At 65.3% G+C, this 23,952-nt stretch carries 25 protein-coding genes; 10 read left to right on the forward strand and 15 right to left on the reverse strand.

Features of this window, described 5'->3' with window-relative positions:
* The first annotated feature begins 121 nt into the window (after nucleotides 1-121).
* Nucleotides 122-574 carry a hypothetical protein gene (locus SMA01S_RS17710; protein ID WP_066825446.1) on the forward strand — a complete coding sequence of 151 codons (453 nt, stop codon included), beginning with the start codon at nucleotides 122-124 and terminating at the stop codon, nucleotides 572-574.
* Between the two features lie 2 nt (nucleotides 575-576).
* Here SMA01S_RS17710 and SMA01S_RS17715 read toward each other — a convergent pair whose 3' ends face one another.
* The 5 genes from SMA01S_RS17715 to SMA01S_RS24885 all read right to left on the reverse strand — a co-directional run bounded on the left by SMA01S_RS17715 (nucleotide 577) and on the right by SMA01S_RS24885 (nucleotide 5,218).
* A complete protein-coding gene (locus SMA01S_RS17715; protein WP_066825449.1) occupies nucleotides 577-1,041 on the reverse strand; it encodes a MaoC family dehydratase in 465 nt (154 codons plus the stop codon).
* A complete protein-coding gene (locus SMA01S_RS17720) occupies nucleotides 1,038-2,333 on the reverse strand; it encodes an alkaline phosphatase family protein (protein WP_066825452.1) in 1,296 nt (431 codons plus the stop codon). The genes SMA01S_RS17715 and SMA01S_RS17720 overlap by 4 nt, the downstream gene beginning before the upstream one ends.
* Before the next feature lie 145 nt (nucleotides 2,334-2,478).
* Complete coding sequence (locus tag SMA01S_RS17725) at nucleotides 2,479-4,125, reverse strand: hypothetical protein (protein ID WP_245649322.1); 1,647 nt, start codon at nucleotides 4,123-4,125, stop codon at nucleotides 2,479-2,481.
* 37 nt (nucleotides 4,126-4,162) lie between these two features.
* Nucleotides 4,163-4,471, reverse strand: a complete 309-nt coding sequence (locus tag SMA01S_RS17730; RefSeq protein ID WP_066825454.1) for a hypothetical protein — start codon at nucleotides 4,469-4,471, stop codon at nucleotides 4,163-4,165.
* Nucleotides 4,472-4,480: 9 nt separating this feature from the next.
* Nucleotides 4,481-5,218: a glutaredoxin family protein gene (locus tag SMA01S_RS24885; protein WP_174543166.1), complete on the reverse strand. Its 738-nt coding sequence runs from the start codon at nucleotides 5,216-5,218 to the stop codon at nucleotides 4,481-4,483.
* Nucleotides 5,219-5,261: 43 nt separating this feature from the next.
* Here SMA01S_RS24885 and SMA01S_RS17740 point away from each other — a divergent pair, with 43 nt between their 5' ends.
* A complete protein-coding gene (locus tag SMA01S_RS17740; protein WP_066825457.1) occupies nucleotides 5,262-5,669 on the forward strand; it encodes a MerR family transcriptional regulator in 408 nt (135 codons plus the stop codon).
* Nucleotides 5,670-5,826: 157 nt separating this feature from the next.
* Here the strand turns inward: SMA01S_RS17740 and ychF are convergent, their stop codons facing one another.
* Together ychF and SMA01S_RS17750 are read right to left on the reverse strand one after the other, a co-directional pair.
* Complete coding sequence (ychF, locus tag SMA01S_RS17745) at nucleotides 5,827-6,924, reverse strand: redox-regulated ATPase YchF (protein WP_066825466.1); 1,098 nt, start codon at nucleotides 6,922-6,924, stop codon at nucleotides 5,827-5,829.
* Nucleotides 6,925-7,065: 141 nt separating this feature from the next.
* Nucleotides 7,066-8,748, reverse strand: a complete 1,683-nt coding sequence (locus SMA01S_RS17750) for a hypothetical protein (protein ID WP_157094018.1) — start codon at nucleotides 8,746-8,748, stop codon at nucleotides 7,066-7,068.
* 270 nt (nucleotides 8,749-9,018) lie between these two features.
* Here SMA01S_RS17750 and SMA01S_RS17755 point away from each other — a divergent pair, with 270 nt between their 5' ends.
* Nucleotides 9,019-9,615 (forward strand): hypothetical protein, encoded by a 597-nt coding sequence (locus SMA01S_RS17755; RefSeq protein WP_066825472.1) that lies wholly within the window; start codon nucleotides 9,019-9,021, stop codon nucleotides 9,613-9,615.
* On the opposite strand, the gene SMA01S_RS17760 is transcribed toward SMA01S_RS17755, so the two are convergent.
* The 4 genes from SMA01S_RS17760 to SMA01S_RS17775 form a co-directional block, all read right to left on the reverse strand.
* Nucleotides 9,616-10,014 (reverse strand): putative quinol monooxygenase, encoded by a 399-nt coding sequence (locus SMA01S_RS17760; RefSeq protein ID WP_066825475.1) that lies wholly within the window; start codon nucleotides 10,012-10,014, stop codon nucleotides 9,616-9,618.
* A gap of 155 nt (nucleotides 10,015-10,169) precedes the next feature.
* Nucleotides 10,170-10,748 (reverse strand): TIGR02466 family protein, encoded by a 579-nt coding sequence (locus SMA01S_RS17765; protein WP_084250407.1) that lies wholly within the window; start codon nucleotides 10,746-10,748, stop codon nucleotides 10,170-10,172.
* Between the two features lie 463 nt (nucleotides 10,749-11,211).
* Nucleotides 11,212-11,781 carry an aminoacyl-tRNA hydrolase gene (pth, locus tag SMA01S_RS17770; RefSeq protein ID WP_066825477.1) on the reverse strand — a complete coding sequence of 190 codons (570 nt, stop codon included), beginning with the start codon at nucleotides 11,779-11,781 and terminating at the stop codon, nucleotides 11,212-11,214.
* 79 nt (nucleotides 11,782-11,860) lie between these two features.
* Nucleotides 11,861-12,556, reverse strand: coding sequence for a 50S ribosomal protein L25/general stress protein Ctc (locus tag SMA01S_RS17775; protein ID WP_066825479.1), 696 nt, complete (start codon nucleotides 12,554-12,556; stop codon nucleotides 11,861-11,863).
* A 199-nt stretch (nucleotides 12,557-12,755) separates the two neighbouring features.
* Here SMA01S_RS17775 and SMA01S_RS24675 point away from each other — a divergent pair, with 199 nt between their 5' ends.
* Nucleotides 12,756-12,914, forward strand: coding sequence for a ribosome modulation factor (locus SMA01S_RS24675; RefSeq protein ID WP_157094020.1), 159 nt, complete (start codon nucleotides 12,756-12,758; stop codon nucleotides 12,912-12,914).
* Nucleotides 12,915-12,960: 46 nt separating this feature from the next.
* Here SMA01S_RS24675 and SMA01S_RS17780 read toward each other — a convergent pair whose 3' ends face one another.
* The 4 genes from SMA01S_RS17780 to SMA01S_RS17795 all read right to left on the reverse strand — a co-directional run bounded on the left by SMA01S_RS17780 (nucleotide 12,961) and on the right by SMA01S_RS17795 (nucleotide 15,660).
* Entirely contained in the window at nucleotides 12,961-13,710 is a 750-nt protein-coding gene (locus tag SMA01S_RS17780) for a TraB/GumN family protein (protein ID WP_169804264.1), read from the reverse strand.
* Between the two features lie 92 nt (nucleotides 13,711-13,802).
* Complete coding sequence (locus SMA01S_RS17785; RefSeq protein WP_066825484.1) at nucleotides 13,803-14,741, reverse strand: TraB/GumN family protein; 939 nt, start codon at nucleotides 14,739-14,741, stop codon at nucleotides 13,803-13,805.
* 63 nt (nucleotides 14,742-14,804) lie between these two features.
* Nucleotides 14,805-15,464: a hypothetical protein gene (locus SMA01S_RS17790; RefSeq protein ID WP_157094021.1), complete on the reverse strand. Its 660-nt coding sequence runs from the start codon at nucleotides 15,462-15,464 to the stop codon at nucleotides 14,805-14,807.
* Nucleotides 15,457-15,660: a helix-turn-helix transcriptional regulator gene (locus SMA01S_RS17795; RefSeq protein ID WP_066825492.1), complete on the reverse strand. Its 204-nt coding sequence runs from the start codon at nucleotides 15,658-15,660 to the stop codon at nucleotides 15,457-15,459. Before SMA01S_RS17795 ends, SMA01S_RS17790 begins: the two co-directional genes overlap by 8 nt.
* Before the next feature lie 192 nt (nucleotides 15,661-15,852).
* Between SMA01S_RS17795 and SMA01S_RS17800 the strand changes: the two genes are divergently transcribed.
* The 6 genes from SMA01S_RS17800 (at nucleotide 15,853) to SMA01S_RS17825 (ending at nucleotide 23,924) form a co-directional block, all read left to right on the forward strand.
* Nucleotides 15,853-16,707, forward strand: coding sequence for a glycine--tRNA ligase subunit alpha (locus SMA01S_RS17800; protein ID WP_066825524.1), 855 nt, complete (start codon nucleotides 15,853-15,855; stop codon nucleotides 16,705-16,707).
* A 277-nt stretch (nucleotides 16,708-16,984) separates the two neighbouring features.
* The gene (glyS, locus tag SMA01S_RS17805) at nucleotides 16,985-19,201 is read left to right on the forward strand and encodes a glycine--tRNA ligase subunit beta (RefSeq protein WP_066825495.1); all 2,217 of its coding nucleotides are present in this window, start codon (nucleotides 16,985-16,987) and stop codon (nucleotides 19,199-19,201) included.
* A gap of 71 nt (nucleotides 19,202-19,272) precedes the next feature.
* A complete protein-coding gene (gene ppdK / locus SMA01S_RS17810; protein WP_066825498.1) occupies nucleotides 19,273-21,942 on the forward strand; it encodes a pyruvate, phosphate dikinase in 2,670 nt (889 codons plus the stop codon).
* A 55-nt stretch (nucleotides 21,943-21,997) separates the two neighbouring features.
* Nucleotides 21,998-22,822: a hypothetical protein gene (locus tag SMA01S_RS24965; RefSeq protein ID WP_176573634.1), complete on the forward strand. Its 825-nt coding sequence runs from the start codon at nucleotides 21,998-22,000 to the stop codon at nucleotides 22,820-22,822.
* A 14-nt stretch (nucleotides 22,823-22,836) separates the two neighbouring features.
* On the forward strand, nucleotides 22,837-23,403 hold the full coding sequence (locus SMA01S_RS17820; protein ID WP_066825504.1) for a DUF1214 domain-containing protein: 567 nt from the start codon (nucleotides 22,837-22,839) through the stop codon (nucleotides 23,401-23,403).
* Nucleotides 23,403-23,924, forward strand: coding sequence for a DUF1254 domain-containing protein (locus SMA01S_RS17825; protein WP_169804265.1), 522 nt, complete (start codon nucleotides 23,403-23,405; stop codon nucleotides 23,922-23,924). Before SMA01S_RS17820 ends, SMA01S_RS17825 begins: the two co-directional genes overlap by 1 nt.
* Nucleotides 23,925-23,952: the final 28 nt, after the last annotated feature.

Consider the following 23,952-nt stretch of genomic DNA (forward strand, 5'->3'; position numbering starts at 1 on the left):
GTTTCCGCAAAAAAGCGATGCGACCTCTGCCCCTCGGAACTGATTTCGCCTCCGAATCGTTTTATCGCCTAGTGGCAGCGGCGCGTTTTTTGCCGCGGCTCCGGTGTATGGAGACGTTTCAATGAAGATCGGCATCATGATGTTGGGTGCGGCGTCGCTGCTCTCGCTCGGCGGCTGCGTCGATGATGGCTATGGCTATAGCGGCGTCAGTATCGGCTATGGCTCACCTGGCTATTACGGCGACTATTACAGCGATTTCTACGACGGCGGATATGGCACGCCATATTACGGATGGTACGGGGGCTATTATTACCCCGGCACAGGCTATTACGTCTACGATCGCTATCGCCGTCCGCATCGTTGGGACAGCAACCAGCAGCGCTACTGGCAGAACCGCGGCTCGCAATGGCGGGGGTCGGGTCGAAGCGACGAATGGCGCGGCTTCCAGCGCGGTCCGCGGACAGGCGGCAACGACGGCTATCGCTGGCGTGGCAATGGCGGCGGCAACGGAGGTTGGCGCGGTAACGATGGTCGACGCGGCAATGGCGGCGACGGGCGCCATCGCGGCCACTAATATCAATTCTCCTGGGGCCGCGTCCGGATCAGCCCGTTGGCGACGAAGGTCATGACCGCTTCGTCATGCTGGTTGAACACCGTGGTGCGGCCCTTGGTGATGCCCATTTCCGGGCGGCTCCGCGACACGCGCTTGTCGAGCAATTCCGTCTCGCAGCGCAATGTGTCGCCCGGATAGACCGGCTTCAGCCAGCGCAATTCGTCGATTCCCGGTGATCCGAGGCCAGCCGAGCGCTGGCCCTTCATATTCTCGACCGTCATCCGCATTGCCATCGCCGCGGTATGCCAGCCGCTCGCCGACAATCGTCCGAAATGGGTCTGCGCGGCCGCCTCGTCGGACAGATGGAAGGGCTGGGGGTCGTATTTGGTGGCGAACTCGACCACTTCTTCGCGCGTCACTTCGTAGCGGCCGAAGCTCGCTTTGGTGCCGACCACCAGATCCTCGAAATATTTGAGGTCGTCGCTCATTTTCCCAATGCTCCCCGGAACGGTACGTCGTCGCCATCCAGCCCCTGTCCCGGCGGCAGCCCGATCAGGTCGCGCAGCAACGGCGCGACGTCGACATTGTCGAAGGTCGGAATCCTGCCGATCGGCTTGATCGCCGGGCCGCTGGCGATGAACAGCGCCCGCATCTCCGGCGCGTCATTGTCATAGCCATGTGCGCCGCCCTCGACCTTGCGCTTGGGCGGGTGGACGACGACCGTCCAGCCCGCATCGGGCAGGCAGAGGATGGCCGGCACGCGCGGGTTCTTCCCATAATGGAGGCGCTCCGGCACCTCGGCCTTGCGATAACAATTGAGGTGCGGGCCGTGTGCGCCGAGCAGCGCCTTCTCGACCGCCGCCTGCTTGCCCGGCTTGGGATTGATCGAGGCGTACACCCCGTCCTCGACCACGTCATAATCGTCGGGATTGCTGAACGTATCGAGCACGATCAGCCGGTCTTGGGAGATCGCCGCCATGCCGTGATCGGCGACGATGACGAAATTGGCCGGCTGGCCCAGCTTGGCGAGTTCCTCGCGCAGCCGTCCGATCGCCTTGTCGGCACTGGCCGCCGCATCGGTCGTGCGTTGGTCGTCCGGGCCATATTCATGGCCCGCGGTATCGACCTCGTCGAAATAGAGCGTGACGAAGCGCGGGCGCGTCTCAGCCGGGCGGCGCAGCCAGTCGACGACGCTGTCGACGCGCTGGCGGTCGCTCAGCGCCTGGTTGAATTGCAGCCAATCGTGCGGCCGCGTGCCCCCGGTCATCGGGTTGGGCCAGTCCTTCGATCGCTCGCCGCCCCAGGCGACGTTCGATCCCGGCCAGAAGGCGGTCGCGGTGCGGATCCCGGCCTTTTCCGCGGTGACCCAGATGGGCTCCGCGGCGTTCCACCAGAACGGGTCGTCCGACGCCATGGTGAAGGTGTCGCCCGGTCGCGATGCGTCGAGCATCTTGTTGGCGACGATGCCGGTACGGTCGGGGCGCAGTCCGGTGACCAAGGTCCAGTGATTGGGGAACGTCTTGGACGGATAGCTCGGCCGCATCGCGCCGCTGATGCCGGCGGCGGCAAGCGCGCTGAGATTGGGTGTCACGCCGCGATCGAGATAGTCGGCGCGGAAGCCGTCGATCGAGACCAGGATGGTGACCGGCGCCTTGGCCTCGGCTTCGGCAACCGGCGTGGGAAGGGTGCTTGCTGCGCTTTGCGGCGGTGGCGACGCCCCCGCATATGCCGGCAACGCAATAGCGGCGGCGAGAAGGGCGGCCCGGGCAATCCAGCGCATCAACGACTCCTTGGTCGATCCGCCCCCGCCATGGCGGGCCGCGGTTTCACGCGCAAGCTGAAGCGGAGAGCGTGGTTCTAATCACGCTCTCCGCTTCATCATTGGTGTCGCAGTGCGGAAGTCGGAATCCACTTTCCCGCGCGATCTACCCGCCCAAGCTGAGCTTGACGAATCCGGTCCAGCCCGCCGGCGACTTGCCATAAGCCGCATCGAGCGCCGCCGGCTTGGCGATCAGGAACCCGCTGCCACCGATGGCCGCCTCCAGCGGCCCGATCAACTTGAGCCGATAGGCATAACCGAACTCGGCGCGCGTCACGCGAAAGGGACGGTCGTGGAACGGATCCTGCGGGTCGGGGAACAGCTCATCGTTGGTCAGGTTCTCGACCCGACCGAACACAGTGTGGTGATCGTCGATGTCCCAATTCGCCTCGCCCAGCCACGCAGTCAGCGATCGCCCGGGCAAGCGGTTCTTGACCGCAAATCCCGCCAGCGCGGAAAAGCCGCCGCGCGCATATTGCACGCTCGCCGTGGTTCGCGCTTCATCGACGTCCGGCTCGAGCGCTTCGGGGCTCTTTAACCGTCCGTAGCTGGCCTGGGCGGACCAGTAAGGCGACGGGTTCCACGTCGCGCGCACGCTCCACGAATCGAGCTTGGGGGTTTCGATGTCCCAGCGATGCTGGTCCGGCTCGCGCCCGCGGAACGCCGACCCCTCGATCTGCCAATGATCGCCATTGAGCCCGGTCGTGACGACGCCATAGGTGATGTGCGTGCTGTCGAACCAGTGATGCGTGATCGGCGCGAGCGGCAGATATTTGGCCGATCGGCGATGCATGAACGCCGATGGTCCCAGGGCCGGCTCGGCGACCGGCCCGCCATAGACGAACCCGGTGATCCCCTTGCCCAGCGGCACGTCGACTCGCGCCGCGAGCTCCATGAACAGGTCATGCGGATGCTGGCGATCGACCAGGGAGGTCACGCCATTGGCGGTCTCCCCGGTCGCCAGCAGGCTCGGATAGCCCTTCGCGCCCATCAACGGCTCCAGGCTGAGCATCGACCGCAACGTCAGCCGCGCACCACCGAGATCGCGCTGCGCTTCGATCATCGCCATCGAGGTCACGAACGCCTCGTCGCGGCCACGCGGTCCCGACTGATCGGTATAGGCGCCCCAGACATAGCCGTGGAGCATCACCATCCAGTCGCCGCTGGCGAGGTGAAGGCCGTGCATCCCGCCTTCCGCCCCCGGCAGGCGCGAGGTGCCCGATCCGGTTGCGAAGGCGGACGGCGCGCCCGACATGTCCATCCCCGGCATCGCAGCCGCGGATCGGTCATTGCCTGACGGCGTACCCGACTGGGGCATCGGCATGGTCATGCCCGGCATCGCGGCCGGCGCCTGGCCGGATGGCGTTGGGCCTGCGGGAGGCGACTGGGGCGGCGCCTGCGGGCTCGACATGTCCATTCCGGGCATCGCCTGCGGCATTGGCGATGTCGACGGTGGAGAGGCGGGGGCGGGCGTCCCCATCTCCATCCCCGGCATGGCCTCGGTCCGCATCGGTTCCGGCGCGGGGGCAGGCGCCTTTGAAGCATTGCGCGGCGCGCCCGCGCGCACGGGCGTTTTGTGTTTCGCGACCGAGCCGCGCTTGGGTTTGGACTTGGGTTTTGGCTTGGGCTTCGCCGTCGGCTTGGCGGGCATCTTCATGCCGGGCATCTGCATGCCGGCCATGCTCTGGCCGGCTGCCATGCCAGGCAGCATCGCGACCGCCGCGGCGGCCACGAACCATTTGGTACTGATCATCGGAAATCTCCGTGGAATGGGGGAAGCGTCGGGGGCTTCACCCGTTCCTCGGCGGAGGCGGAATCGGCGCCTCGCCGGGCATCATGCGCAGGGCCATGATTCGCGAGATCGGTTCGGGAGCGGGCAGCGAGACCGGCGGCCGCACCCGCACGGCGTACCAGTCGCCCATCGGCACGCAGCCGATGCAAAGATGCTGCTGGACCATGGGCGCCTTGGGCTGCGGGTCGGGCATCCGGTGCCCGGCCATCGCCATCGGCTCCATCCCCTCCATCCCCTCATGCGCCGCGGCCGGCATGGCCGGTGCGCCGAACGCAAGCATGAGGGCAAGGATCAATCGCAACAGCATCGGTCGACCTTAGCGCGCCAGCATCCAGATCGCCATCGCGACCATCATCAGGTTCTCCGTCAACGACACGAAGCCGAGCGGGACGTTGCTCGATCCGCCGACGCAGGCGCATTTCAGCTGACGCTTGTCGATATAGACCGCCTTGAACACCGACACCGCACCGACGTCGCCGATGAACAACGCGACGGGAATCGACAGCCACTTGGCGCTGCCGGCGATCATCAGGACGCCTGCCAGCGCCTCGGCAAAGGGATAGATATAGGCATAGGGCACCCAGCGCCGCGCCAGCAGATCGTAATTGAGGAACATGGTCGAGAAGCGTTCGATATCCTGCAGCTTCAGGATCGCCAGCACGCCCATGCTGAAGGCGATGAACCATTCGCCCGCCATGATCGTGAACGGCGACCCCATCGCCGCCTGGCTGGCGGCCAGCGCCATCAGCGCAGTCATCGCGAATAGGGCGATGACGGGACGATAGCTGGTCTCGTCCTTGGTCGGCACGTGCTTGCCGAAGAATGCGCGCAAATCGTCATTGCCGCCGATCCGCTGGCCATGGATGACCGTCTGCGGCGTCGTGGCGACGTTATGCTCGGCCTTGAACGCGTCCGTCTCCTCGCGCGTCCGCAGCCAGTGATCGTCGACCTGGTAGCCGTACGATTCGAGCAGCCATTTGGATTTGAGGCCATAGGGGCAGACATGCTCGGGCATGACCATGCGATAGAGCGTCGCGCGCTTTGCGTTTTCCATGATGCATCCCATATAGGTTCCGTACCGTGGTACGGAGTCAAGCATGGCTGGAATGACGATCGGTAAATTGGCCGCGGCGGGCGGGGTCGGCGTCGAGACCATCCGCTATTATCAACGCCGCGGCCTGTTGGAGGAGCCGCCTCGCGACGGATTTTATGGCGGTGTCCGCCGCTACGATACGACGGATGTGCAGCGGCTACGCTTCATCCGCGCGGCGCAGGGCGCCGGCTTCACGCTCGACCAGATCGCCGAATTGCTCGAACTCGACGCGACCGACGATCGCGCCCGGGCGCGGGCGCTCGCGACCGAGCGGATCGCCGCGCTCGATGCCAAGATCGCCGAAATGCAGGAGGCGCGGGCCGCGCTCTCGCGACTGGCGCGTGACTGCGCGAGTTCGGAGGCCGGACCCTGCCCGATCCTGCGGGCGTTCGAGGCGGGCCGGCAGAGCTAGAGTGATCCGTCTAGTCGACATCCCTCCCCGGCGAAGGCCGGGGCCCAGTTTCGGTGGCGGGGAGATGGCGTCTGCTCGCTGAGAGAGCATCGCGACTGGGCCCCGGCCTTCGCCGGGGAGGTGTTTTATATTCGATGCACATCGTTCCGACGCCGCGTCAGCTGTGGAGGAAGTGCATCACGTCGCCATCATGGACGACGTACGCCTTGCCCTCTGCGCGTAGCTTGCCGGCTTCGCGCGCGCGGCTCTCGCCGCCCAGGGCGACGTAGTCGTCGTAGGCGATCGTCTCGGCGCGGATGAAGCCTTTTTCGAAGTCGGTGTGGATCTCGCCGGCGGCTTCGGGCGCGGTGGCGCCAGCATGGACGGTCCAGGCGCGCGCTTCCTTCGGGCCGACGGTGAAGAAGGTGAGGAGATGGAGCAGCTTGTACCCGGCGCGGATGACGCGGGCGAGACCGGTTTCCTCAAGCCCCAGTTCGGCCAGGAACTCGCCGCGATCCTCGGCCGGCATGGTCGCGATCTCCGCCTCGATCGCGGCGGAGACGATCACTGCCTCGGCGCCTTCGGCCTTGGCCTTTTCGAACACGCGCGCCGAATGCGCATTGCCATGGGCGGCGTTGGCTTCCTCGACGTTGCAGACGTAGAGGACCGGCTTGGCGGTCAGCAATTGCGCCTGCGAGAACACGCGCGCTTCCTCGGCATCCCTGGGCTGGGTCAGCCGCGCCGGCTTGCCGTCGCGCAGCAGGTCGAGCGCCTGGCCCAGCACACTGGCTGCGATCTTCGCTTCCTTGTCGCCCTGCGCGGCCTTCTTGGCGAAATTGGGCACGCGCTTTTCGAGACTCTCCAGGTCGGAGAGCATCAATTCGGTTTCGACCGTCTCGGCATCGGCGATCGGGTCGATCTTGCCTTCGACATGGGTGACGTCGCCATCCTCGAAACAGCGTAGCACGTGGACGACCGCATCGACTTCACGGATGTTGCCGAGGAACTGATTGCCCAGGCCTTCGCCCTTCGATGCGCCGCGGACCAGGCCGGCGATGTCGACGAAGGCGAGCTGGGTTTCGATGATCTTGGCCGAGCCGGCGATCGCCGCGAGCTTATCCAGCCGCGGATCGGGCACGGCCACATTGCCCACATTCGGTTCGATCGTGCAGAACGGATAATTCGCCGCCTGCGCCGCTGCCGTCTCCGTCAGCGCGTTGAACAAGGTCGACTTGCCGACATTGGGAAGGCCGACAATGCCGCAACGGAAACCCATGTAGTTCGTCCTCAAGCTTTCGGGGGAAGGCCCGGCGCCTACTCGCCCGGCCACGCGCTGGCAAGGATTGGGCGATGTTGAACACGAGCAACGGCCCGAGCAATTGCTCGGGCCGCCACCGGTGTTCAAGTCAAGAGACGTCTAGTGCTTGTGATCGCCGCCGCCGCGGCCATTGCCGCCACCGCCCCTTGGCGCGGCTGGCGCGGCGGCGCGTGGCGGCGGTGCCGGGCGAGCCATTTGCGGTGCTGGTCGGGCCATTTGCGGGGCGCGAGGCTGGAATGCGGGCCGGCTCATTTGCGGTGCCGGGCGCATCCCGCCATTGCCGCCCCCGCCAAACCGGGGCGCCTGCGGCCGAGGCGCGGCGATTTGCGGTTGCGGGCGCGGGGCCTGGAAGCGCGGGCGCTCGTTGCCGCCGTTGAAGCGCGGCTGGAAGCGCGGTGCTGCCGCGCGCGGTTCTGGACGCGGCGCGGCCATTTGCGGGCGCCCGCCACCGCGGCCGAACTGGGGCTGCGGTCTAGGCGTTGCGACACGCGGTTGCGGCTGGGGTTGCGCCCCGAAGCGCGGGCCATTGCCCCGCATCCCATGATCGCCGCGCATAGTCGCTAGTTGGGCGCGGTCGGGATTGCCGTGGGGACCCACAAGGCGCGGCGGATTGGGCTGTCCCTGCGGCCTTGGCGCGAAGCGGCCGGCGGGGGCGTTGCCCTGCGGCTCGCGAATTGCGCGCATCGGCCCCATGCCTGGACGCTGTTGCTCTCGGGCAGCGATGATCGCCTGACGGCGTGGGTCGTTGGCTTGCGGCGCGACGACATTTGCGGGCTGGTTGCCCGGCTCGACCCGCTGGCGATTGCCGAACAGGCCCTGCGGCATGTTGGGCATGCCACGATTGGGTTGGGCATTGGCGGCCAAGCGCTCGCGATCGTCTTTGGCCGGTAGAAAGCGCTTCTGGTCGCGCGCCCAGCTTGCCGACGTCCAGGTCGCGGGGATGGCGCGCGGCGGCGGTGGGCTGCGGAACGAATCGTTGCGCCAGGCCGCGAAACGGCGGGCGTCGGCCTGGCGGCGGACGCTCTCCTCGCGCCAGTAATTGGCCTGAGTCGGGCTCACGCGGCTGCTATAGTCGCGCCATTGCGGCTGGCGATCACGAACCGCATACCAACGCGCCTGCATTGCGGAAATCGCAGCGCTACGTGCCGCCCAATTGGCCGCGCTGACCGCGCGCCGGTCATCACGCCGCGACGCCATATAGAGGTCGCGTCCGCGCGCCAGATATCGGCCGGCATAATCGAGCCGCGCGCCGTAATCCGAATAAGGCACGACCGCGCCATAGCTGTCATAGACCACCGCCAATTGGCCGTTGTCATAGCCATAGCCATAATAGGGATCGCGGACGAAATAGGGTTCGTCGGCGCCCGGGCGGTAATAATAATAGCGATAGCCGTCATCGACCGGCTCGAGGAAGACGACCGATTGGTCATAGCCTTCCCACGCCCAGGGATCGGTGCCGTCATAATCGAAATAATAATCGGGTGGGGCGTCGCTCAGCACGCGCTGATAATCGTAAGCAGCGTCGGCATAGCCGTAATAATCGCGCGGATTGGCGACGCGAACGGTACGCACCGGCTTTGCTTCGGGCAGTGCCGCGACTTCGGGCGCGGTCGGCCAGGCGGTCGATGGACTGGCGTCGAGCGGCAAGGTCGCGGGAAGCGCCGGCGGGGCCGCCGCCATCATCTGCTGATCACTGCCTTTGCCGCAGGCCGACAGAGCGGTGGCGAGCGCGATGGTCGCGGCAGTCGCAAGCCGGCGGCGGCTGAAAATGATCTTGTTCACGGCATCCATACTCCACTCGATGCCCACCCGAACTGACGATCATATCGCCGCGTTCCTTAATCGGCGCTGGCCCGGCGGTTCATCGGGGAGTCTGGTGGAACGTCGGCCAAAACGAGGCGCTTCGCGCACGCACCTCGGGCTGCGCTAACTGCTTTTTCCGATCTGCAAATGGGAGCGATATTGATAAGTTGCGTCCGGACCAAGGGCATGACACTCTCCATGAATGAAGCGCCGGCCGGGGGGAAAACGGGCGGCGCTTCGAGGGGAAAAATGATGGTCATCAGGGCGATCTGTGCCGGTTTCGTGATCGGCGCGCTGGCGTGCACCTTTCAGCCGGCGCACGCCCGTAACACCCAATCGGAGGCGCAAAAACCCGCATCGAAAATCGTCGCGCGGGTGAGGCTGGGGCTGCTGCCCACCAGATCGCCCCGCCTGGGGCCACAGATCGTCTATCGCGGCGGCTATACGCCGTTGGACGAGATGGTCCGTCCGCGCTTCATCGGCGGCATGATCGATCTCTACCCGACCGAGCGATCTGGAATCCGCCTGTCGGTCGGCACGCGCTATTTCGCGCGACCAAATTTCTGGATCGCGGCCGAACAGGCGACCGGCGGCGTCCTCTACGACCCGCATATGACGCGTGGCGGACGCAGCTTGTCGCGCGGGTTCCGCCGCTCCACGCCCGCCATGATTTTGGGCTATGATCGCGAGGTGTCGAAGGGGCTCGTCCTGGGCCTCGAAGGCGGCGCGCTCAGCGATCGGGCGATCATGCCGACGCGGCCGGGCCGCTGGAGCGCCACTGGCGTGCGCGACGGCGGTTTCGGTCTCAACCCCGTCGCGACGGCCTCCGCGCGGTTCGCTTTCTGATCAGCCCTTCGGGGCGGACGCCAGGCCGATGCCGCCGACCGGCTCGGTCTCCGCGCTGGAATCGAACCCCGCGATCAACGGCCGCGCCTTGGCGATCGCCGCCTGGACCTGGGGAAGTTTCAGCGAGGCGTCGTGATGGTCCTTGCTGTCCCACGCTTCAGTGATCCAGATCGCGTCGGCGTCCTTCGCATCCTTGGCAACGATATAGCTCAGGCACCCGGGCATGCTGCCCGAGCTGTCGAGCAATAGCGCGAGCAGGTCGTCGCGCTTGCCCGGCACTGCCTTCATCCGTCCCAGCATGCCGTACATGGTCGCTCCTTTTTTCGCGCTCAGTGCGGCAGTCGGCAACATCGTCGCCGCAGCCGTCGCGCCCAGCATCGTGCGTCGATCGATCGTCATGCAGGCAGTCTAGACTCTGTTTCAGCAAAGCTGAAACGGTTGCGGTACCGGCCCACTCCCCCACCCGGCCGCCCAACAGCGTATTCTATGGGCGGCCGGGTGGGGGAGTGGGCCGGTACCGTCTCAGCGTAGCTGCAAAAGACTCTATCGCGCGATCAGCGATAGTTGAAGCTGATGCTGATCCGGTCCTGCTTGGCGGCGTTGGGCATGACTTCGTGGCGGAGCCAGCTTTCCCACAGAAAGACGCTGCCTTCGCTCGGTTCGGCATAGACGAACGTACCGGGTCGCGACGGCGCCGCCATCATCAGCGGCAAGCGCGGATCCTCGAGCTTGAGCGCGCCCGATCCCGGCGGCACCGCGACATAGATGGTGCCCGACACGATCGAATGCGGGTGGATGTGCCCGGAATGCGTGCCGCCGGGCTTGAGGACGTTGACCCACAGGCTGTCGAGCCTGAGCTTCTTGCCGAGCTCGAATCCGCACTCCTTGGCGAAGGCCGCGACGTGGCGGTCGAGCAGCTTGACCAGATCGGCGAAACGCGGGTCGCGCAGCGGCAAATCGTTGAGCGAGGCGTAGGACGTATAGCCGCGATAGCCATGCTCCTTCGACCAATTGCGCCCGGCGCGATCCTGCTCGGCGAGGTCGCGGCAGGCGTCGGTGAGCTCTACGATCAGCGCGTCGTTGCCGAGCGGAGCGTCATAGAAGCGGGTGGCGAAGAGATCGCGGCTGGTCACGCGGCCGGGCGAAGCACGCAGCGCGCGGCGATGCAAGCGTCCAGAGTCGTTTTCAGCTTCGCTGAGCGGGCCGGTGCCGCAACCGTTTCAGCTTTGCTGAAACAGACACTCTATCGGTCGGCCACCGCCGCCGTCGCGGCTACGGGCGGGACGCCAGCCGATGTAGTAATCAGCATACCGCCGATCAGCAGGCCGCTCACCAGCGCACTCAGCACAAACGCAGGCTTCACGACTCACTCTCCCTGGAACTCGAGCGGCGCGATAGGCGAGCAGGCCTGCCTTAATATTGGATGGATTCGACCTCGAACCGGCAGTGGCTGCTTTCTAGAGTGGAATGCGACCAAGCCGAACGTCACCTCGGCCTGGTGCCGGGGTCCAACTCTCCGTCACGGAAGCTAGCCGTGTGGCACCTTGGATGCCGGAACAAGTCCGGCATGACGGCTAAAGCTGATCGAAAACGATTCTAGTCCTGCAACCGCAGCGCGATATCGTTCATGAACCGCGCGTCGTCGCCCTTGGCCAGCCAATCGGCCTCCGCGGCCAACGCGCCGAGCAGATCGCTCAACGGCTCGATCTCGCTTTTGGAATAGTTTCCAAGGACATGGCCGGTCACCCGATCCTTATGCCCGGGATGGCCGATGCCGATCCTGACCCGGCGGAAGGCGTCGCCGATATGCTGAATGGTCGATCGGATGCCATTATGCCCAGCAGCACCTCCACCGCGCTTCACCCGTACCTTGAACGGATCGAGGTCGAGTTCGTCATAGAACACGGTCACGTCTTCTGGCTCGAGTTTGTAGAAGCGCATCGCCTCACCGACCGAACGGCCGCTGTCGTTCATGAAGGTCGCGGGCTTGAGCAACAGGATCTTATCCGACCCGATCCGGCCTTCCTGCGTCCAGCCCTGGAACTGCTTCTTGACCGGGCCAAAGCCTTGCACCTCGGCGATCGCGTCGACCGCCATGAAGCCGACATTGTGCCGGTGCATCGCATATTGCGCGCCGGGATTTCCGAGGCCGACCCAGAGTTGCATGAAATATCCCTAGACATGAAAGGGGCGCCCGATCCAGCGGATCCGGCGCCCCCTTTCAATTCGGCAAAGAAGCAGACGCTTACTCGGCGTCGCCCTCGGCAGCCGGGGTTTCCTCGGCTTCGGCTTCGGCTTCGGCGGCATGCTCGGCAGAGGCTTCCTCGGCCTGCGCGGCTTCTTCAGCCGCCTGCTCGACCGCTTCCGACTTCATCGCCGACGGCGCAACGATCGTGGCGATGGTGAAGTCGCGATCGTCGATCGCCGAGGTCGCGCCCTTGGGCAGCTTGACGTTCGAGATGTGGATCGCGTCGCCCACGTCGAGACCCGCGAGCGAAATCTGGATCTCGCTGGGGATGTCGGCGGAATCGACCACCAGTTCGAGCTCGTGACGGACGACGTTGAGCACGCCACCCTTCTTGATGCCCTTGGACTCTTCCTCGTCGGTGAACACGACCGGCACGTTGACGTGAACCGTGGTGTGCGCACCGATGCGCAGGAAGTCGACATGGATCGGACGATCGGTGACGACGTCGAACGCGACGTCCTTGGGCAAGGTCCGCGTGGGCTTGCCGTCAACGTCGATCATCACGACGGAATTCATGAAATGCCCGGTCATCAGCTGGCGGACCAGCTCCTTCTCTTCCACGTGGATCGAGACGGGGTCCTGCTTGTTGCCGTAGATAACGGCGGGCACGCGGCCATTGCGGCGCAGATCACGTGAGGCTCCCTTGCCTCCACGGTCGCGCGTCTCGGCGGCGAGCGTCATTTGGTCGCTCATGGTAATCTCCGATATGCGGTTTGCTTGGATTTCCGCGCACGCCTCCAGGGATGACCATGCACGGAAGCGCGCGCCTGTAGCCGGAAGGGGAGGGGAAGGCAAGGGCAGGTTCTTGCGCGGGTTCGTTTGAGTTTGTCCGCCCGAACCCCTATCGCCGCCCTCAGGACCGCCCGATGGCGGTCGAAACATGGAGGAATAGATGGCCGGCCCGCAGGATAAAGCATGGAGCGAAGGCTATGCCGCCGGCAAGCGGGGCAGGCCGGAGACCGTTTCACCCTACAAGAAGGGCGCGTTCATGCTTGCCTGGCAGCAGGGCTGGCAGAACGGCGTCAAGGCGCGGGACGACAAGGAGGCCTGAAAAACGGCCGATAATTAACGGCTGTGCGTCGGCCTGAACGCGCCGCCTACTCGATCCGCTCGACCTTCAGTCCGCGTGCGGCGAGCAGTTTCGGCAGCGCGTACGGTCCAGCCATGTGACCCAGCCCGACCGCGACCAGCACAATACCCGGCTGTTTCATCCGCGTGGTGATCCATTGCGCCCAGCGATTGTTGGGCTGTCCGACGAGTTTCCCCTCCAGCGGCGTGCACTCCGCCGTCTTTTCGAGCGAGGCAACATCGCCGCTCGTCCAGGCTCTCAGCGTTTCCCCGTAATTCTCTTTTCCCGATAATGTGTTTTCCAGCATTTTCCTTTGGTCGGCTTCGGGAAGGACGTCGAGTTGATCAAGTTGTTCCTTTGCACGGTAGAATGCCAGTCGCGTTTTCCCAGTCGATTTGAAATCGCTCCAAAGTTTCGCCTCGATACCGTGACGCGTCGTGGCGCCGGCTGCAATCGCGTCGCCGGTCGCAAGCGTGGTTGCCAAAGCCCAATCCTTGTAGCCGTCCAGCGTCTCGCGAGCGATCCCCGACCGCGCGATCATGGCGTCCAGGAGTAAACGTTTCCCCGGGGAAACACGTTCTCCTGCAGGCTTGAGATTTGCCCCTTGCGCCATTGCCCTAAAGTCGACCGACTCTTCCGGGGAGCTTTCGAGCACCAGCGTGTCGGATGTGGCGATGGCGCGGTCGATCAGCGGCGTTCGCCAATCGATGTTCGGGGGCAGCAAGTGGATGCTGCCGAGCAGATAGATCGTCGTGTCGCCGTCGCTGACGCGCCACATCGCGGGCCGCGCCTCGATTGGCGGCTTACCACACCCGGCGAGTGCCAGCAGGACGGTGCCGAGCGCGGCAAGGCGCTGGCGTCGGCTCGCCATCAGTAGGCGACCCGTTCCGCCTTGATTTTCAAAGCCTTGAGCTGGTGGATCACGCTCTTGTCGCCGGCCAGATGCCCTGCGCCGACCGCGATGAACACGGTGCCGGGCTTATCGAGCCGCGCCTTGATCCATTGCGCCCAGCGCGCGTTGCGATCGAACAGCAGGGTCTTGGCGAGCTCAGGCGAATCGTCGAGACCGTCGTTCATATATTTGGCCAGCGCAACGGGATCGCCGCGCGACCAGGCGGCGACCATGCCGTTCATCGTCTCTTCGGTCTTGGGCAGATCCTTGAGCGTCGATTCGAGGAACTGCAATTGCACCTTGTCGGGCAGGCCGGCGAGATAGCCGATCTGTTGCTCGGGTGTCTCGAGACCCTCGACCGCCTTCTTCTCGGTCGCGGCGGCGGCGGTCAGCACGGTTTCGGGACCGCTCTTGGGATCATAGCCCAGCTTCATCAGCGGCAGCAGCGACAGATTGGTGGCGACGAACCAGGGCTGCGCGCGGTCGAACGCGGCCGGTGGGATGCCCAGATTGGTCATGGCGTTCAGATAGACGGGGCGATCTGCCTCCGGTAGGCGCTCGATAAGGGTGGGTCCGGTCAGGCTATATGCCTTGCTCAGCACGATATTCTGCATCGTGGCCGCATCGGGCTGGACCATTTCGAGCACCAGCTCGTCGCTCGCGTCGAACGCCTTCTTCACGCCGTCATCGAACCAACTCAGCCCGGGCTTGAGCACATGGATCGTGCCGAACAGATAGATCGTCGTGTCCTTGTCCTTCACCACCCACAAAGCGGGATCGGCATCGACCGTCTTGACCTCGGGCGCGGCCGGGGCCGGCCTTGGGGCAGGGGCTGTCTGTCCGCTCGCGAAGGAGGGGGACAGGGTGGCGAGCGCCAAGGCTGCCGCGCGGATAGCGCGTCGGAAGAGAGCGAGCATAGTATCTCCATATAGATGGCGGCGACTGATCGGAAAGGGCCGCCCGAACGGGATGGGTCGCGGTCAGCGATATTTGGCCCAGAACCAGATGACGGTGGCGATGACCGCGGTCGCGACATAGATCAGCACGCCGTCGGGTGCGGCGACCAGCCCGCCACGCCAAAGTAGCCACCAGACCGGCGCGCCGACCCAGTAAGCGTACATCGCGAACAGCGCGCCTTTGTTATAGGCGGCTGCTTCCTGCTCATCGATCGCGTGCAAATGCCAGTAGAGCGACAGCGCCGGCAGCAGCACGCCAACCAGCAGCGCCAGGGCAATCGCGACGCCCGGCGACAAGGGGCCATCGAGAAGCTCCAGCGGATTGCCAGTGAGCGTGTCGTTCTGGAGGGCAAGGGTCAGGCTGATCGCCCCGCCGAGCAACGCGGCCAGGATCATGACCAAACGATAGCGACCTTCGCGCGGCGTCGGTGGGCCGCCAACGGCGCTGGCCGCCCGGAGCGATCGACCCGCGCGCCACCCGGCATAGAGGCAGCCGAGCACGAACAAACCCGCGCCCGCCAGGATCAGCAGGTCGCGGACCGACATCGCGCCGCCGTGTTGCTGGTGTGCGGCGATAAAGCCGGTGATCACGCCGGCGCCCAGTAAGGCGCCGAACCCACCCAGCGCGACCATTGCGATCCGGCCGGCCTGCGCGCCGAACCCGGCATTCGCCTCCTTATCCACGGCGCTCTCCATCATCGAAAATCTCCTCGATCGACAAGTCGAACAAGCGGGCGATCTTGAAGGCGAGCGGCAGCGACGGGTCGTACTTGCTGGTTTCGATCGCGTTAACCGCCTGTCGCGACACGTCGAGCCGTCCGGCCAGCTCCGCTTGGCTCCAGTTCCGCTCGGCTCTCAATACCTTGAGGCGGTTCTTCATCTCGTTCCTCGCCCGACGTGCCGGTGAATGTCAGGTTTCCATGACTAAATGACAGCGTCCACTGACTATGTCAACAACACCTGACAAAAAGTCGCTAAGCCGTGACTTCGCGCGCGCAGCATGGTTCTTGACCGGCCCGAAGCGCTCGGCCAAAGCCGCGCCGTGACCGACCAGCCTCTATCGTTCCAGCGAATGATCCTGACGCTCCATGATTATTGGAGCCAGCACGGCTGTCTGATCCTCCAGCCGTACGACATGCGGATGGGCGCGGGGACGTTTCACACCGCGACCACCCTGCGCGCGCTCGGCCCCGATCCGTGGAATGCCGCCTTCGTCCAGCCGTGCCGCCGCCCGACCGACGGCCGCTATGGCGAGAACCCCAACCGGCTGCAGCATTATTATCAGTATCAGGTGATCCTGAAGCCGAGCCCGCCCGATCTCCAGGATCTCTATCTCGGCAGCCTGGCGGCGATCGGCATCGATTTCACCAAGCACGACATCCGTTTCGTCGAGGACGATTGGGAATCGCCCACGCTCGGCGCCTGGGGGCTGGGCTGGGAAGTATGGTGCGACGGGATGGAAGTGACCCAGTTCACCTATTTCCAGCAGATGGGCGGCTTCGACTGCAAGCCGGTCGCGGGCGAGCTGACCTATGGGCTCGAGCGGCTGGCGACGTATATCCAGAACAAGGACAGCGTGTACGACCTCGCCTATAACGACGCGGTCGGCAACACGCCGCAGCTGACCTATGGCGACGTGTTCCATGAGAATGAGGTCGAGATGTCGACCTGGAACTTCGAAGTCGCCGACACCGACACCTTGTTCGACCTGTTCCGCAAGGCCGCGGCCGAGTGCGAGAATTGCCTCGACCACAAATTGCCGATCCCGGCCTATGAACAGGCGATCGAGGCGAGCCACATCTTCAACCTGTTGAACGCGCGCGGGGTGATCTCGGTCGCCGAGCGCCAGGCGTATATCGGCCGCGTCCGCGACCTGGCGAAGGGTAGCTGCCAGGCGTGGATGGAGAAGAACGGGTGGGCGGCGTGATTGGGTTCACGCAAAGACGCGAAGGCGCGAAGATTCTGCTCACGCGGAGGCGCGGAGGCGCGGAGTTTTTGTTCGCGCAGAGGCGCAGAGGCGCAGAGAGAGCGCAGAGCATCGCTCGTCTCGCGCCAGCGAGACCTTCACGCTTGATCGCCGCGGGCTTTGAGGGAGCCGCTAAAGCGGCTCGGCCGCCAGCAACTCCGACTCCTCGGCGCCCTCTGCGCCTCTGCGCGAACCAATCTTTTCTTCGCGCCTCCGCGCCTCCGCGTGAATCAAAAAAATGACCGACTTCCTCCTCGAACTCCGCTCAGAAGAAATCCCCGCGCGGATGCAGGACAAGGCGCGCGATGACCTCGCTCGGCTGTTCACCGCCGAGCTCGAGAAAGCCGGCCTGCGCGCCGATGCGATCGTCACCTTCGCGACGCCGCGCCGGCTGGCGCTGATCGCGCGTGACTTGCCCGAGGCGACCGAGGCGGTCAGCGAGGAAATCAAAGGCCCGCGCGCCGGTGCGCCGCCCCAGGCGCTCGAAGGATTTCTGCGCAAGACCGGCCTCACCGCCGACCAATTGGTCGAGCGCGACGGCGTGCTGTTCGCGGTGATCGACAAGCCTGGCCGCGACACCGCCGAGGTGCTGGCCGAAGCGATCCCGGCGATTATCCGCGCTTTCCCCTGGCCCAAATCGATGCGCTGGGGCGAGGCGTCGTCCTCGACCGAAAGCCTGCGCTGGGTGCGTCCGTTGCATGGCATCGTCGCGTTGCTCGGTGACCAGATCGTGCCCGTGGAGATCGCTGGTGTCCGATCGGGCGCGGTGACCCTCGGCCATCGCTTTCATCATCCGGGGCCGATCACGATCGGCTCGGCGGCGGACTATGCCGAGAAGCTCCACGCCTGCCATGTCATCGTCGACCAGGACGAGCGCCGCGCGATCATCCGCGACAAGGCGAGCGCGCTGGCCGACGCCGCCGGGCTCGAACTGATCGAGGACGAAGGGCTGGTCGCCGAGAATGCCGGGCTGACCGAATGGCCGGTGCCTTTGCTCGGCCGATTCGACGAGGATTTCCTCGGCGTGCCGCCCGAGGTGATCCAGCTCACCGCGCGGGTGAACCAGAAGTATTTCGTCTGCCGCGACAAAGCAGGCAAGCTGGCCAATGCCTTCGTCTGTACCGCCAATATCGATGCGGCGGACGGCGGCGCGAAGATCGTCGACGGTAACCGCAAGGTGCTGGCAGCGCGGTTGAGCGATGCGCGGTTCTTCTACGAGACGGACCTCAAGGTGCCGCTCGAGGAGCAGGCCAAGAAGCTCGAGAAGATCGTCTTCCATGAGAGACTGGGGACGGTCGCCGACAAGGTCGAGCGGGTCGCGAAGCTAGCGCGGTGGCTGGTCGAAGAAGGGATCATCGGGGGGGCGAGTCCCTCCGGGACCACCATGCTTGCGGACCAAGCCGAACGCGCCGCGCGCTTGGCCAAGGCCGATCTCGTCACCGGTATGGTCGGCGAGTTCCCCGAACTCCAAGGCTTGATGGGCGGCTATTACGCCGCCGCGCAGGGCGAGGCTCCGGCGGTCGCCGAGGCGATCCGCGATCACTACAAGCCGGTCGGGCAAGGTGATGAGGTGCCGACTGCGCCGGTGACGGTGGCGGTGTCGCTGGCGGATAAGCTGGATATTTTGACGCGCTTTTTCTTGATCAACGAGGCGCCGACCGGTTCCAAAGATCCGTTTGCGCTGAGGCGTGCTGCGCTCGGCGTGATTTCGACGATACTGCAGAATAATCTTCGGTTCCGCTTAGAACGTGTCCTCCTCAAGGCTTGCGGCGACGATCTGGCGCAGTTTGAAGATGTCTTCTTCGGCCGAATTGAAGAGAAGCTGGCGGCCTTCTTCGCCGACCGCCTCAAGGTCCAGCAGCGCGAAGCCGGCGTCCGTCACGACCTGATCGACGCGGTGTTCGCGCTCGGGGGCGAGGACGATCTCGTTCGTCTGCTTGCCCGCGTCCACGCGTTGCAGTCGTTCGTCACCACGGAGGACGGCGCCAACCTGCTCGCCGGGTACAAGCGCGCGGCGAATATCCTGAAGAAGGAAGGGTATGAAACTCCCTCTCCCCTTGTGGGAGAGGGAGGGGGCCCGCTCGCGTCAGCGAGTGGGAAGGGTGAGGGAGACTCTGAGAGTTCGCCGACTCCCCCTCATCCTTCCGCGCCTTCGGCGCTCCCTCCTTCTCCCACAAGGGGAGAAGGACTTTCGTACACCCCTGAACCCGCTGAAGCCGACCTCATCGCCGCGCTCGACGCCGCCGGCCCGGTCGCGGCGGACGCGGTCGCGAACGAGGATTTCGAAGCCGCGATGGCCGCGCTCGCGACGTTGCGCGCGCCGATCGACGCATTCTTCGACGCCGTCACGGTCAACGACACCGATCCCGCCAAACGCGCCGCTCGCCTCGCGCTGCTCGCCCGGGTGCGCGATGCGGTGCATGGTGTTGCCGATTTCTCCAAGATCGAGGGATGACATCTCGGCATACATATTCCGCCTGATCCTTCCGCCTCCCCAGCGAAACCAGGCATCAAAGGGACTGACGAATGACGCAGTACGTGTACCGGTTCGGTGGTGGCGTTTCCGATGGGGGGAAAGGCGACAAGAATCTGCTGGGCGGCAAGGGCGCGAACCTTGCCGAAATGGCCTCGATCGGGCTGCCGGTGCCCCCGGGCTTCACCATCTCGACCGAGATGTGCACGCGTTATTATGACGAAGGCGCGGTCTTTCCCGACAGCCTGAGGGCCGAAGTCGCCGCGGGCATCGCGCATATCGAAAGCGTCACCGGCAAGAAGTTCGGCGATGCGTCGGATCCCTTGCTCGTCTCGGTCCGCTCGGGCGCGCGCGCCTCGATGCCGGGGATGATGGACACCGTGCTCAACCTTGGCCTCAACGACCACACCGTGGTCGGCCTGGCCAATGCCTCGGGCGACGAGCGTTTCGCCTGGGACAGCTATCGCCGCTTCATCCAGATGTATTCGGACGTGGTGCTCGAACTCGACCACGGATCGTTCGAGGAAGCGCTCGAAATCGCCAAGGAAGACAAGGGTTATTATCTCGACACCGAGATGACCGCCGCCGACTGGAAGGCGCTGGTCGATACCTACAAGAAATTGGTCGTCGAGCAGTGGGACAAGCCGTTCCCGCAGGACGTTCACGATCAGCTGTGGGGCGCGGTCGGCGCGGTGTTCGGGTCGTGGCAGTCGGAGCGCGCCAAAGTCTATCGCCGGCTCAACGACATCCCGTCCGAATGGGGCACCGCGGTCAACGTCCAGGCGATGGTGTTCGGCAATATGGGCGACACCTCGGCGACCGGTGTGGCGTTCACGCGCGATCCGGCAAAGGGCGACAATGCCTATTATGGCGAGTTCCTGATCAACGCGCAGGGCGAGGACGTCGTCGCCGGCATCCGCACGCCGCAATATCTGACCAAGGCTGCGCGCGAAGAGGCCAATGCCAAACCGTTGTCGATGGAAGAGGCTTTGCCCGAAGTCTATCAGCAGCTCGCGGGCGTGTTCGACACGCTGGAAACGCATTACCGCGACATGCAGGACATCGAGTTCACGGTGCAGCAAGGCAAGCTCTGGATGCTGCAGACGCGGTCGGGCAAGCGCACCGCCAAGGCCGCGCTCAAGATTGCGGTCGACATGGCCAATGAAGGCTTGATCACGCGGGAGGAAGCGATCGCGCGCGTCGATCCGGCGGCGCTCGACCAATTGCTCCACCCGACGCTCGACCCCGCCGCGCCGCGCGACGTGCTGACCAAGGGCCTGCCGGCATCGCCGGGTGCCGCCTCGGGCAAGGTCGTGTTCGATGCCGATGCCGCGGAAAAGCGCGCGGCGGCGGGCGACGCGGTGATCCTGGTCCGCACCGAAACCAGTCCCGAGGACATTCACGGCATGCACGCGGCGCGGGGCATCCTGACCGCGCGCGGCGGCATGACCAGCCACGCCGCCGTCGTGGCGCGCGGCATGGGTCGGCCGTGCGTGTCGGGCGCAGGCACCTTGTCGATCGACGCCAAGGCGAAGGTCATGCGCTGCGCCGGGCGCGAGGTGAACGAAGGCGACATCATCACGATCGACGGTGCGTCGGGCGAAGTGATGATCGGCGAAGTGCCGACCGTCCAGCCCGAGCTGGCCGGCGATTTCGGCACACTGATGGAATGGGCCGATGGTGTCCGCCGGCTCAAGGTGCGCGCCAATGCCGAAACGCCGCTCGATGCCAAGACGGCGCGCGAGTTCGGCGCGGAAGGCATTGGTCTCTGCCGCACCGAGCACATGTTCTTCGACGCCAATCGCATCACCGCGGTCCGCCAGATGATCCTGGCCGAGGATGAAAAAGGCCGCCGCGCGGCGCTCGACAAGCTGCTCCCAGAGCAGCGCAGCGACTTCGTCGAACTGTTCGAGGTGATGGCGGGGCTGCCCGTCACCATCCGCCTGCTCGACCCGCCGCTGCACGAATTCCTGCCCCACGAGGAAGAAGAGTTCGCCGAAGTGGCTGAGGCCGCCGGCGTCGAGGTCGATTATCTCAAGCGCCGTGCCGCCGAACTCCATGAATTCAACCCGATGCTTGGCCATCGCGGTTGCCGGCTGGGCGTGACCTATCCCGAAATCTACGAGATGCAGGCACGCGCGATCTTCGAGGCGGCGGTCATCGTTGCGGAGAAATCGGGCGACGCACCGATTCCCGAAGTGATGATCCCATTGGTCGCGACGCGACGCGAACTCGAACTGATGAAGGACGTGGTCGACAAGGCGGCCAAGGCGGTGTTCGCCGACAAGGGGCGCGAGATCAGCTATTTCGTCGGCACGATGATCGAACTGCCGCGCGCCGCGCTCAAGGCAGGCGAGATCGCCGAAGTCGGGCAGTTTTTCTCGTTCGGTACCAATGACCTGACCCAGACCGCTTTGGGTGTCAGCCGCGACGACGCGGCGCGCTTCCTCGGCATCTATGTCGACAAGGGTATCTATCCCAAGGACCCGTTCGTCAGCCTCGACGTCGAAGGCGTCGGCGAGTTGATCCGCATCGCCGCCGAGCGCGGTCGCGCGACCCGGCCCGATATCAAGCTCGGCATTTGCGGCGAGCATGGCGGCGATCCGGCATCGATCGCGTTCTGCGAGGAAGTCGGGCTCGATTACGTCTCGGCCTCGCCCTATCGCGTGCCGATCGCCCGGCTGGCCGCCGCGCAAGCGGCGCTGGGCAGCAAAGCGGGTTGAGACGGGCTTGACTTCGCGCGCGCGGCGACCGCACTCAACGGCGATGGATCTGGGCATGAAGCGCTGGCTGGTTCTCGCGATGGTGGCGCCGTTGGCGGCCTGTAATCCGTTCGCCAGCAATGACGGTCCGTCCGAAAAGGACATTGCCGACGCCTTGGTTCGATCGGGGGCGAAGGTGCAGTCGACCGAGCGTATCGCGTGCAAGACGGCACCCGATCGGCCCGGCTATGTCTGCGATTATCGCGCGACGACCTGCAGTCCGTTCACCGGCAAGTGCGACAAGTCGGCGACGCGCACGGGCCGCTTCGTGCGCTATGGCGACAATTGGATGTTCCGCGACGACGTGATCGATCCCAATCGCTATGTTCCGACGCCCGCGCCGAGCCCGGTGGCGAGCCCCGCGATCACTGATCTTTCGGCCAGGCCGGCGCCCACACCGACGCCGACGCCAACCGCGAGCGCGTCACCTGATCCGACGCCCTCGCCGACCGCGAAGCCAACGCCCAAGCCGAGTCCGACACCAAAGCCGACGCCCAAACCGACATCGACGCCGATCGCGAAGCCGACGCCCAAACCCACGCCGACCGCGAAACCCACGCCGAAACCGATCCCGGGTGGCGTCAACCGCACCTGGCTGTCGGGGCGCTGGGGCGCGGAGAATGGCGATTGCACGGCGCGGCGCGCGGTCAATTTCGGTCCCGGCGGCGGCTTCTACGGCAAGCGCGGCATGGGTCACTGGTCGCTCGACGGCAAGACGGTCAAGGTCACCGGCAATTACAGCGAAGACGACAAGCCGTTCGACCAGATTCTGAAGGTCGACCGTATCGGCGACGACGCGATGATGATGGAAGGCAAGCGCTACCACCGCTGCCCGAACTGACAGGGGAGGGGGTTATGAAGCCCTGGATCCGATATGCGATCTGCGGTGTGCTCGGCTTGGCGCTGGGCGCAGGGGCTGCGATCCAGCACGTCCGTACGGGAGCGCTCGGCGCCAGCCGGGCGATCGGACCGTGGACGACGGGCAGCGATTTCGGCACCGCCCGAGCCGGCGCGTTCACTCGCGCGGTGGTCTCGCTCCGGGGCTTGCTCGCACTGCCGGCGCATGAGGCACGCTATTACAACGCCGCGGTCGACAGCGCGAACGAGCCGCTCGAGGGTCGCTGCCGCTATCGCGTGTCGGGTGGATCGATCCCGGCCAAATGGTGGAGCCTGACGCTCTACGATCATCCGGGCTATCTGGTCGCCAACCAGGCCGGCCGGTTCTCGATCGCCAGCGCGGCTGTGTCCAACCCGGCCAAATGGGAAGTGATCGTGGCGCCGTCCGAACAGGCGGGATTGTGGCTGCCGACCGGGCGGATCGACCGGTTCGAGCTGACGCTGCGCGCCTATCTTCCCGATGACGGCGGCATCGGCAACATGACCCGCGACCAGCTGCCCTCGATCGTCAAGGAGGGATGCTGATGCGCCGCTGGCTGTTCCCGCTGCTGCTCGGGCTGGTGCTGGCGTTTGCCGGCTATCATCTCGCGCTTGTGCAATTCCCACGCGTGCTGATGGGCCTCGCCACACACCGTATCGCCAAGGGCGCGGGCTACAACACCATGTTCGCTGCGCCGCTCGCCACCGACAAGGCGCGTGCGATCGTCCGGCCAAGTCCCGATTTGGCCTATTCGTCCTGCCCGTTCGACTTGTCCAAGGGGCCGGTCCTCGTCGATGTCGCGCCGGTGCCCGCGCTTTACTGGTCGCTGTCGATCTTCGATGCGCGCACCGACGTCGCCTATGTCCGCAACAATATCGAGGCCGCCAACCAGCCGATCCGTGTCGCCATCGCGCAAGCCGGCCAGCCGGTCCCCGACGGCATGACCGCGGTCCGCGTCAAGGGCACGACCGGGATCGCGTTGATCCGAATCCTGGTGCCCGATCGTAGTCAGTTTCCTGCGATCGACGCCGCGCGCAAGAAATCGAGCTGCAAGGCGCTGAGTTAGGGAAATAATTTCCCTCTCCCCTTGTGGG

It is taken from the genome of Sphingomonas mali NBRC 15500 (assembly GCF_001598415.1).
Lineage (GTDB): Bacteria > Pseudomonadota > Alphaproteobacteria > Sphingomonadales > Sphingomonadaceae > Sphingomonas > Sphingomonas mali.

What these genes read in the sequence shown, in the direction of transcription:
- SMA01S_RS17710 (WP_066825446.1), top strand. Translation starts at nt 122, where the DNA reads ATGAAGATCGGCATCATGATGTTGGGTGCGGCGTCGCTGCTCTCGCTC.
- SMA01S_RS17715 (WP_066825449.1), bottom strand. Translation starts at nt 1,041, where the DNA reads ATGAGCGACGACCTCAAATATTTCGAGGATCTGGTGGTCGGCACCAAA.
- SMA01S_RS17720 (WP_066825452.1), bottom strand. Translation starts at nt 2,333, where the DNA reads ATGCGCTGGATTGCCCGGGCCGCCCTTCTCGCCGCCGCTATTGCGTTG.
- SMA01S_RS17725 (WP_245649322.1), bottom strand. Translation starts at nt 4,125, where the DNA reads ATGATCAGTACCAAATGGTTCGTGGCCGCCGCGGCGGTCGCGATGCTG.
- SMA01S_RS17730 (WP_066825454.1), bottom strand. Translation starts at nt 4,471, where the DNA reads ATGCTGTTGCGATTGATCCTTGCCCTCATGCTTGCGTTCGGCGCACCG.
- SMA01S_RS24885 (WP_174543166.1), bottom strand. Translation starts at nt 5,218, where the DNA reads ATGGAAAACGCAAAGCGCGCGACGCTCTATCGCATGGTCATGCCCGAG.
- SMA01S_RS17740 (WP_066825457.1), top strand. Translation starts at nt 5,262, where the DNA reads ATGGCTGGAATGACGATCGGTAAATTGGCCGCGGCGGGCGGGGTCGGC.
- ychF (WP_066825466.1), bottom strand. Translation starts at nt 6,924, where the DNA reads ATGGGTTTCCGTTGCGGCATTGTCGGCCTTCCCAATGTCGGCAAGTCG.
- SMA01S_RS17755 (WP_066825472.1), top strand. Translation starts at nt 9,019, where the DNA reads ATGATGGTCATCAGGGCGATCTGTGCCGGTTTCGTGATCGGCGCGCTG.
- SMA01S_RS17760 (WP_066825475.1), bottom strand. Translation starts at nt 10,014, where the DNA reads ATGACGATCGATCGACGCACGATGCTGGGCGCGACGGCTGCGGCGACG.
- pth (WP_066825477.1), bottom strand. Translation starts at nt 11,781, where the DNA reads ATGCAACTCTGGGTCGGCCTCGGAAATCCCGGCGCGCAATATGCGATG.
- SMA01S_RS17775 (WP_066825479.1), bottom strand. Translation starts at nt 12,556, where the DNA reads ATGAGCGACCAAATGACGCTCGCCGCCGAGACGCGCGACCGTGGAGGC.
- SMA01S_RS24675 (WP_157094020.1), top strand. Translation starts at nt 12,756, where the DNA reads ATGGCCGGCCCGCAGGATAAAGCATGGAGCGAAGGCTATGCCGCCGGC.
- SMA01S_RS17780 (WP_169804264.1), bottom strand. Translation starts at nt 13,710, where the DNA reads ATGTGGCGCGTCAGCGACGGCGACACGACGATCTATCTGCTCGGCAGC.
- SMA01S_RS17785 (WP_066825484.1), bottom strand. Translation starts at nt 14,741, where the DNA reads ATGCTCGCTCTCTTCCGACGCGCTATCCGCGCGGCAGCCTTGGCGCTC.
- SMA01S_RS17795 (WP_066825492.1), bottom strand. Translation starts at nt 15,660, where the DNA reads ATGAAGAACCGCCTCAAGGTATTGAGAGCCGAGCGGAACTGGAGCCAA.
- SMA01S_RS17800 (WP_066825524.1), top strand. Translation starts at nt 15,853, where the DNA reads ATGATCCTGACGCTCCATGATTATTGGAGCCAGCACGGCTGTCTGATC.
- glyS (WP_066825495.1), top strand. Translation starts at nt 16,985, where the DNA reads ATGACCGACTTCCTCCTCGAACTCCGCTCAGAAGAAATCCCCGCGCGG.
- ppdK (WP_066825498.1), top strand. Translation starts at nt 19,273, where the DNA reads ATGACGCAGTACGTGTACCGGTTCGGTGGTGGCGTTTCCGATGGGGGG.
- SMA01S_RS24965 (WP_176573634.1), top strand. Translation starts at nt 21,998, where the DNA reads ATGAAGCGCTGGCTGGTTCTCGCGATGGTGGCGCCGTTGGCGGCCTGT.
- SMA01S_RS17820 (WP_066825504.1), top strand. Translation starts at nt 22,837, where the DNA reads ATGAAGCCCTGGATCCGATATGCGATCTGCGGTGTGCTCGGCTTGGCG.
- SMA01S_RS17825 (WP_169804265.1), top strand. Translation starts at nt 23,403, where the DNA reads ATGCGCCGCTGGCTGTTCCCGCTGCTGCTCGGGCTGGTGCTGGCGTTT.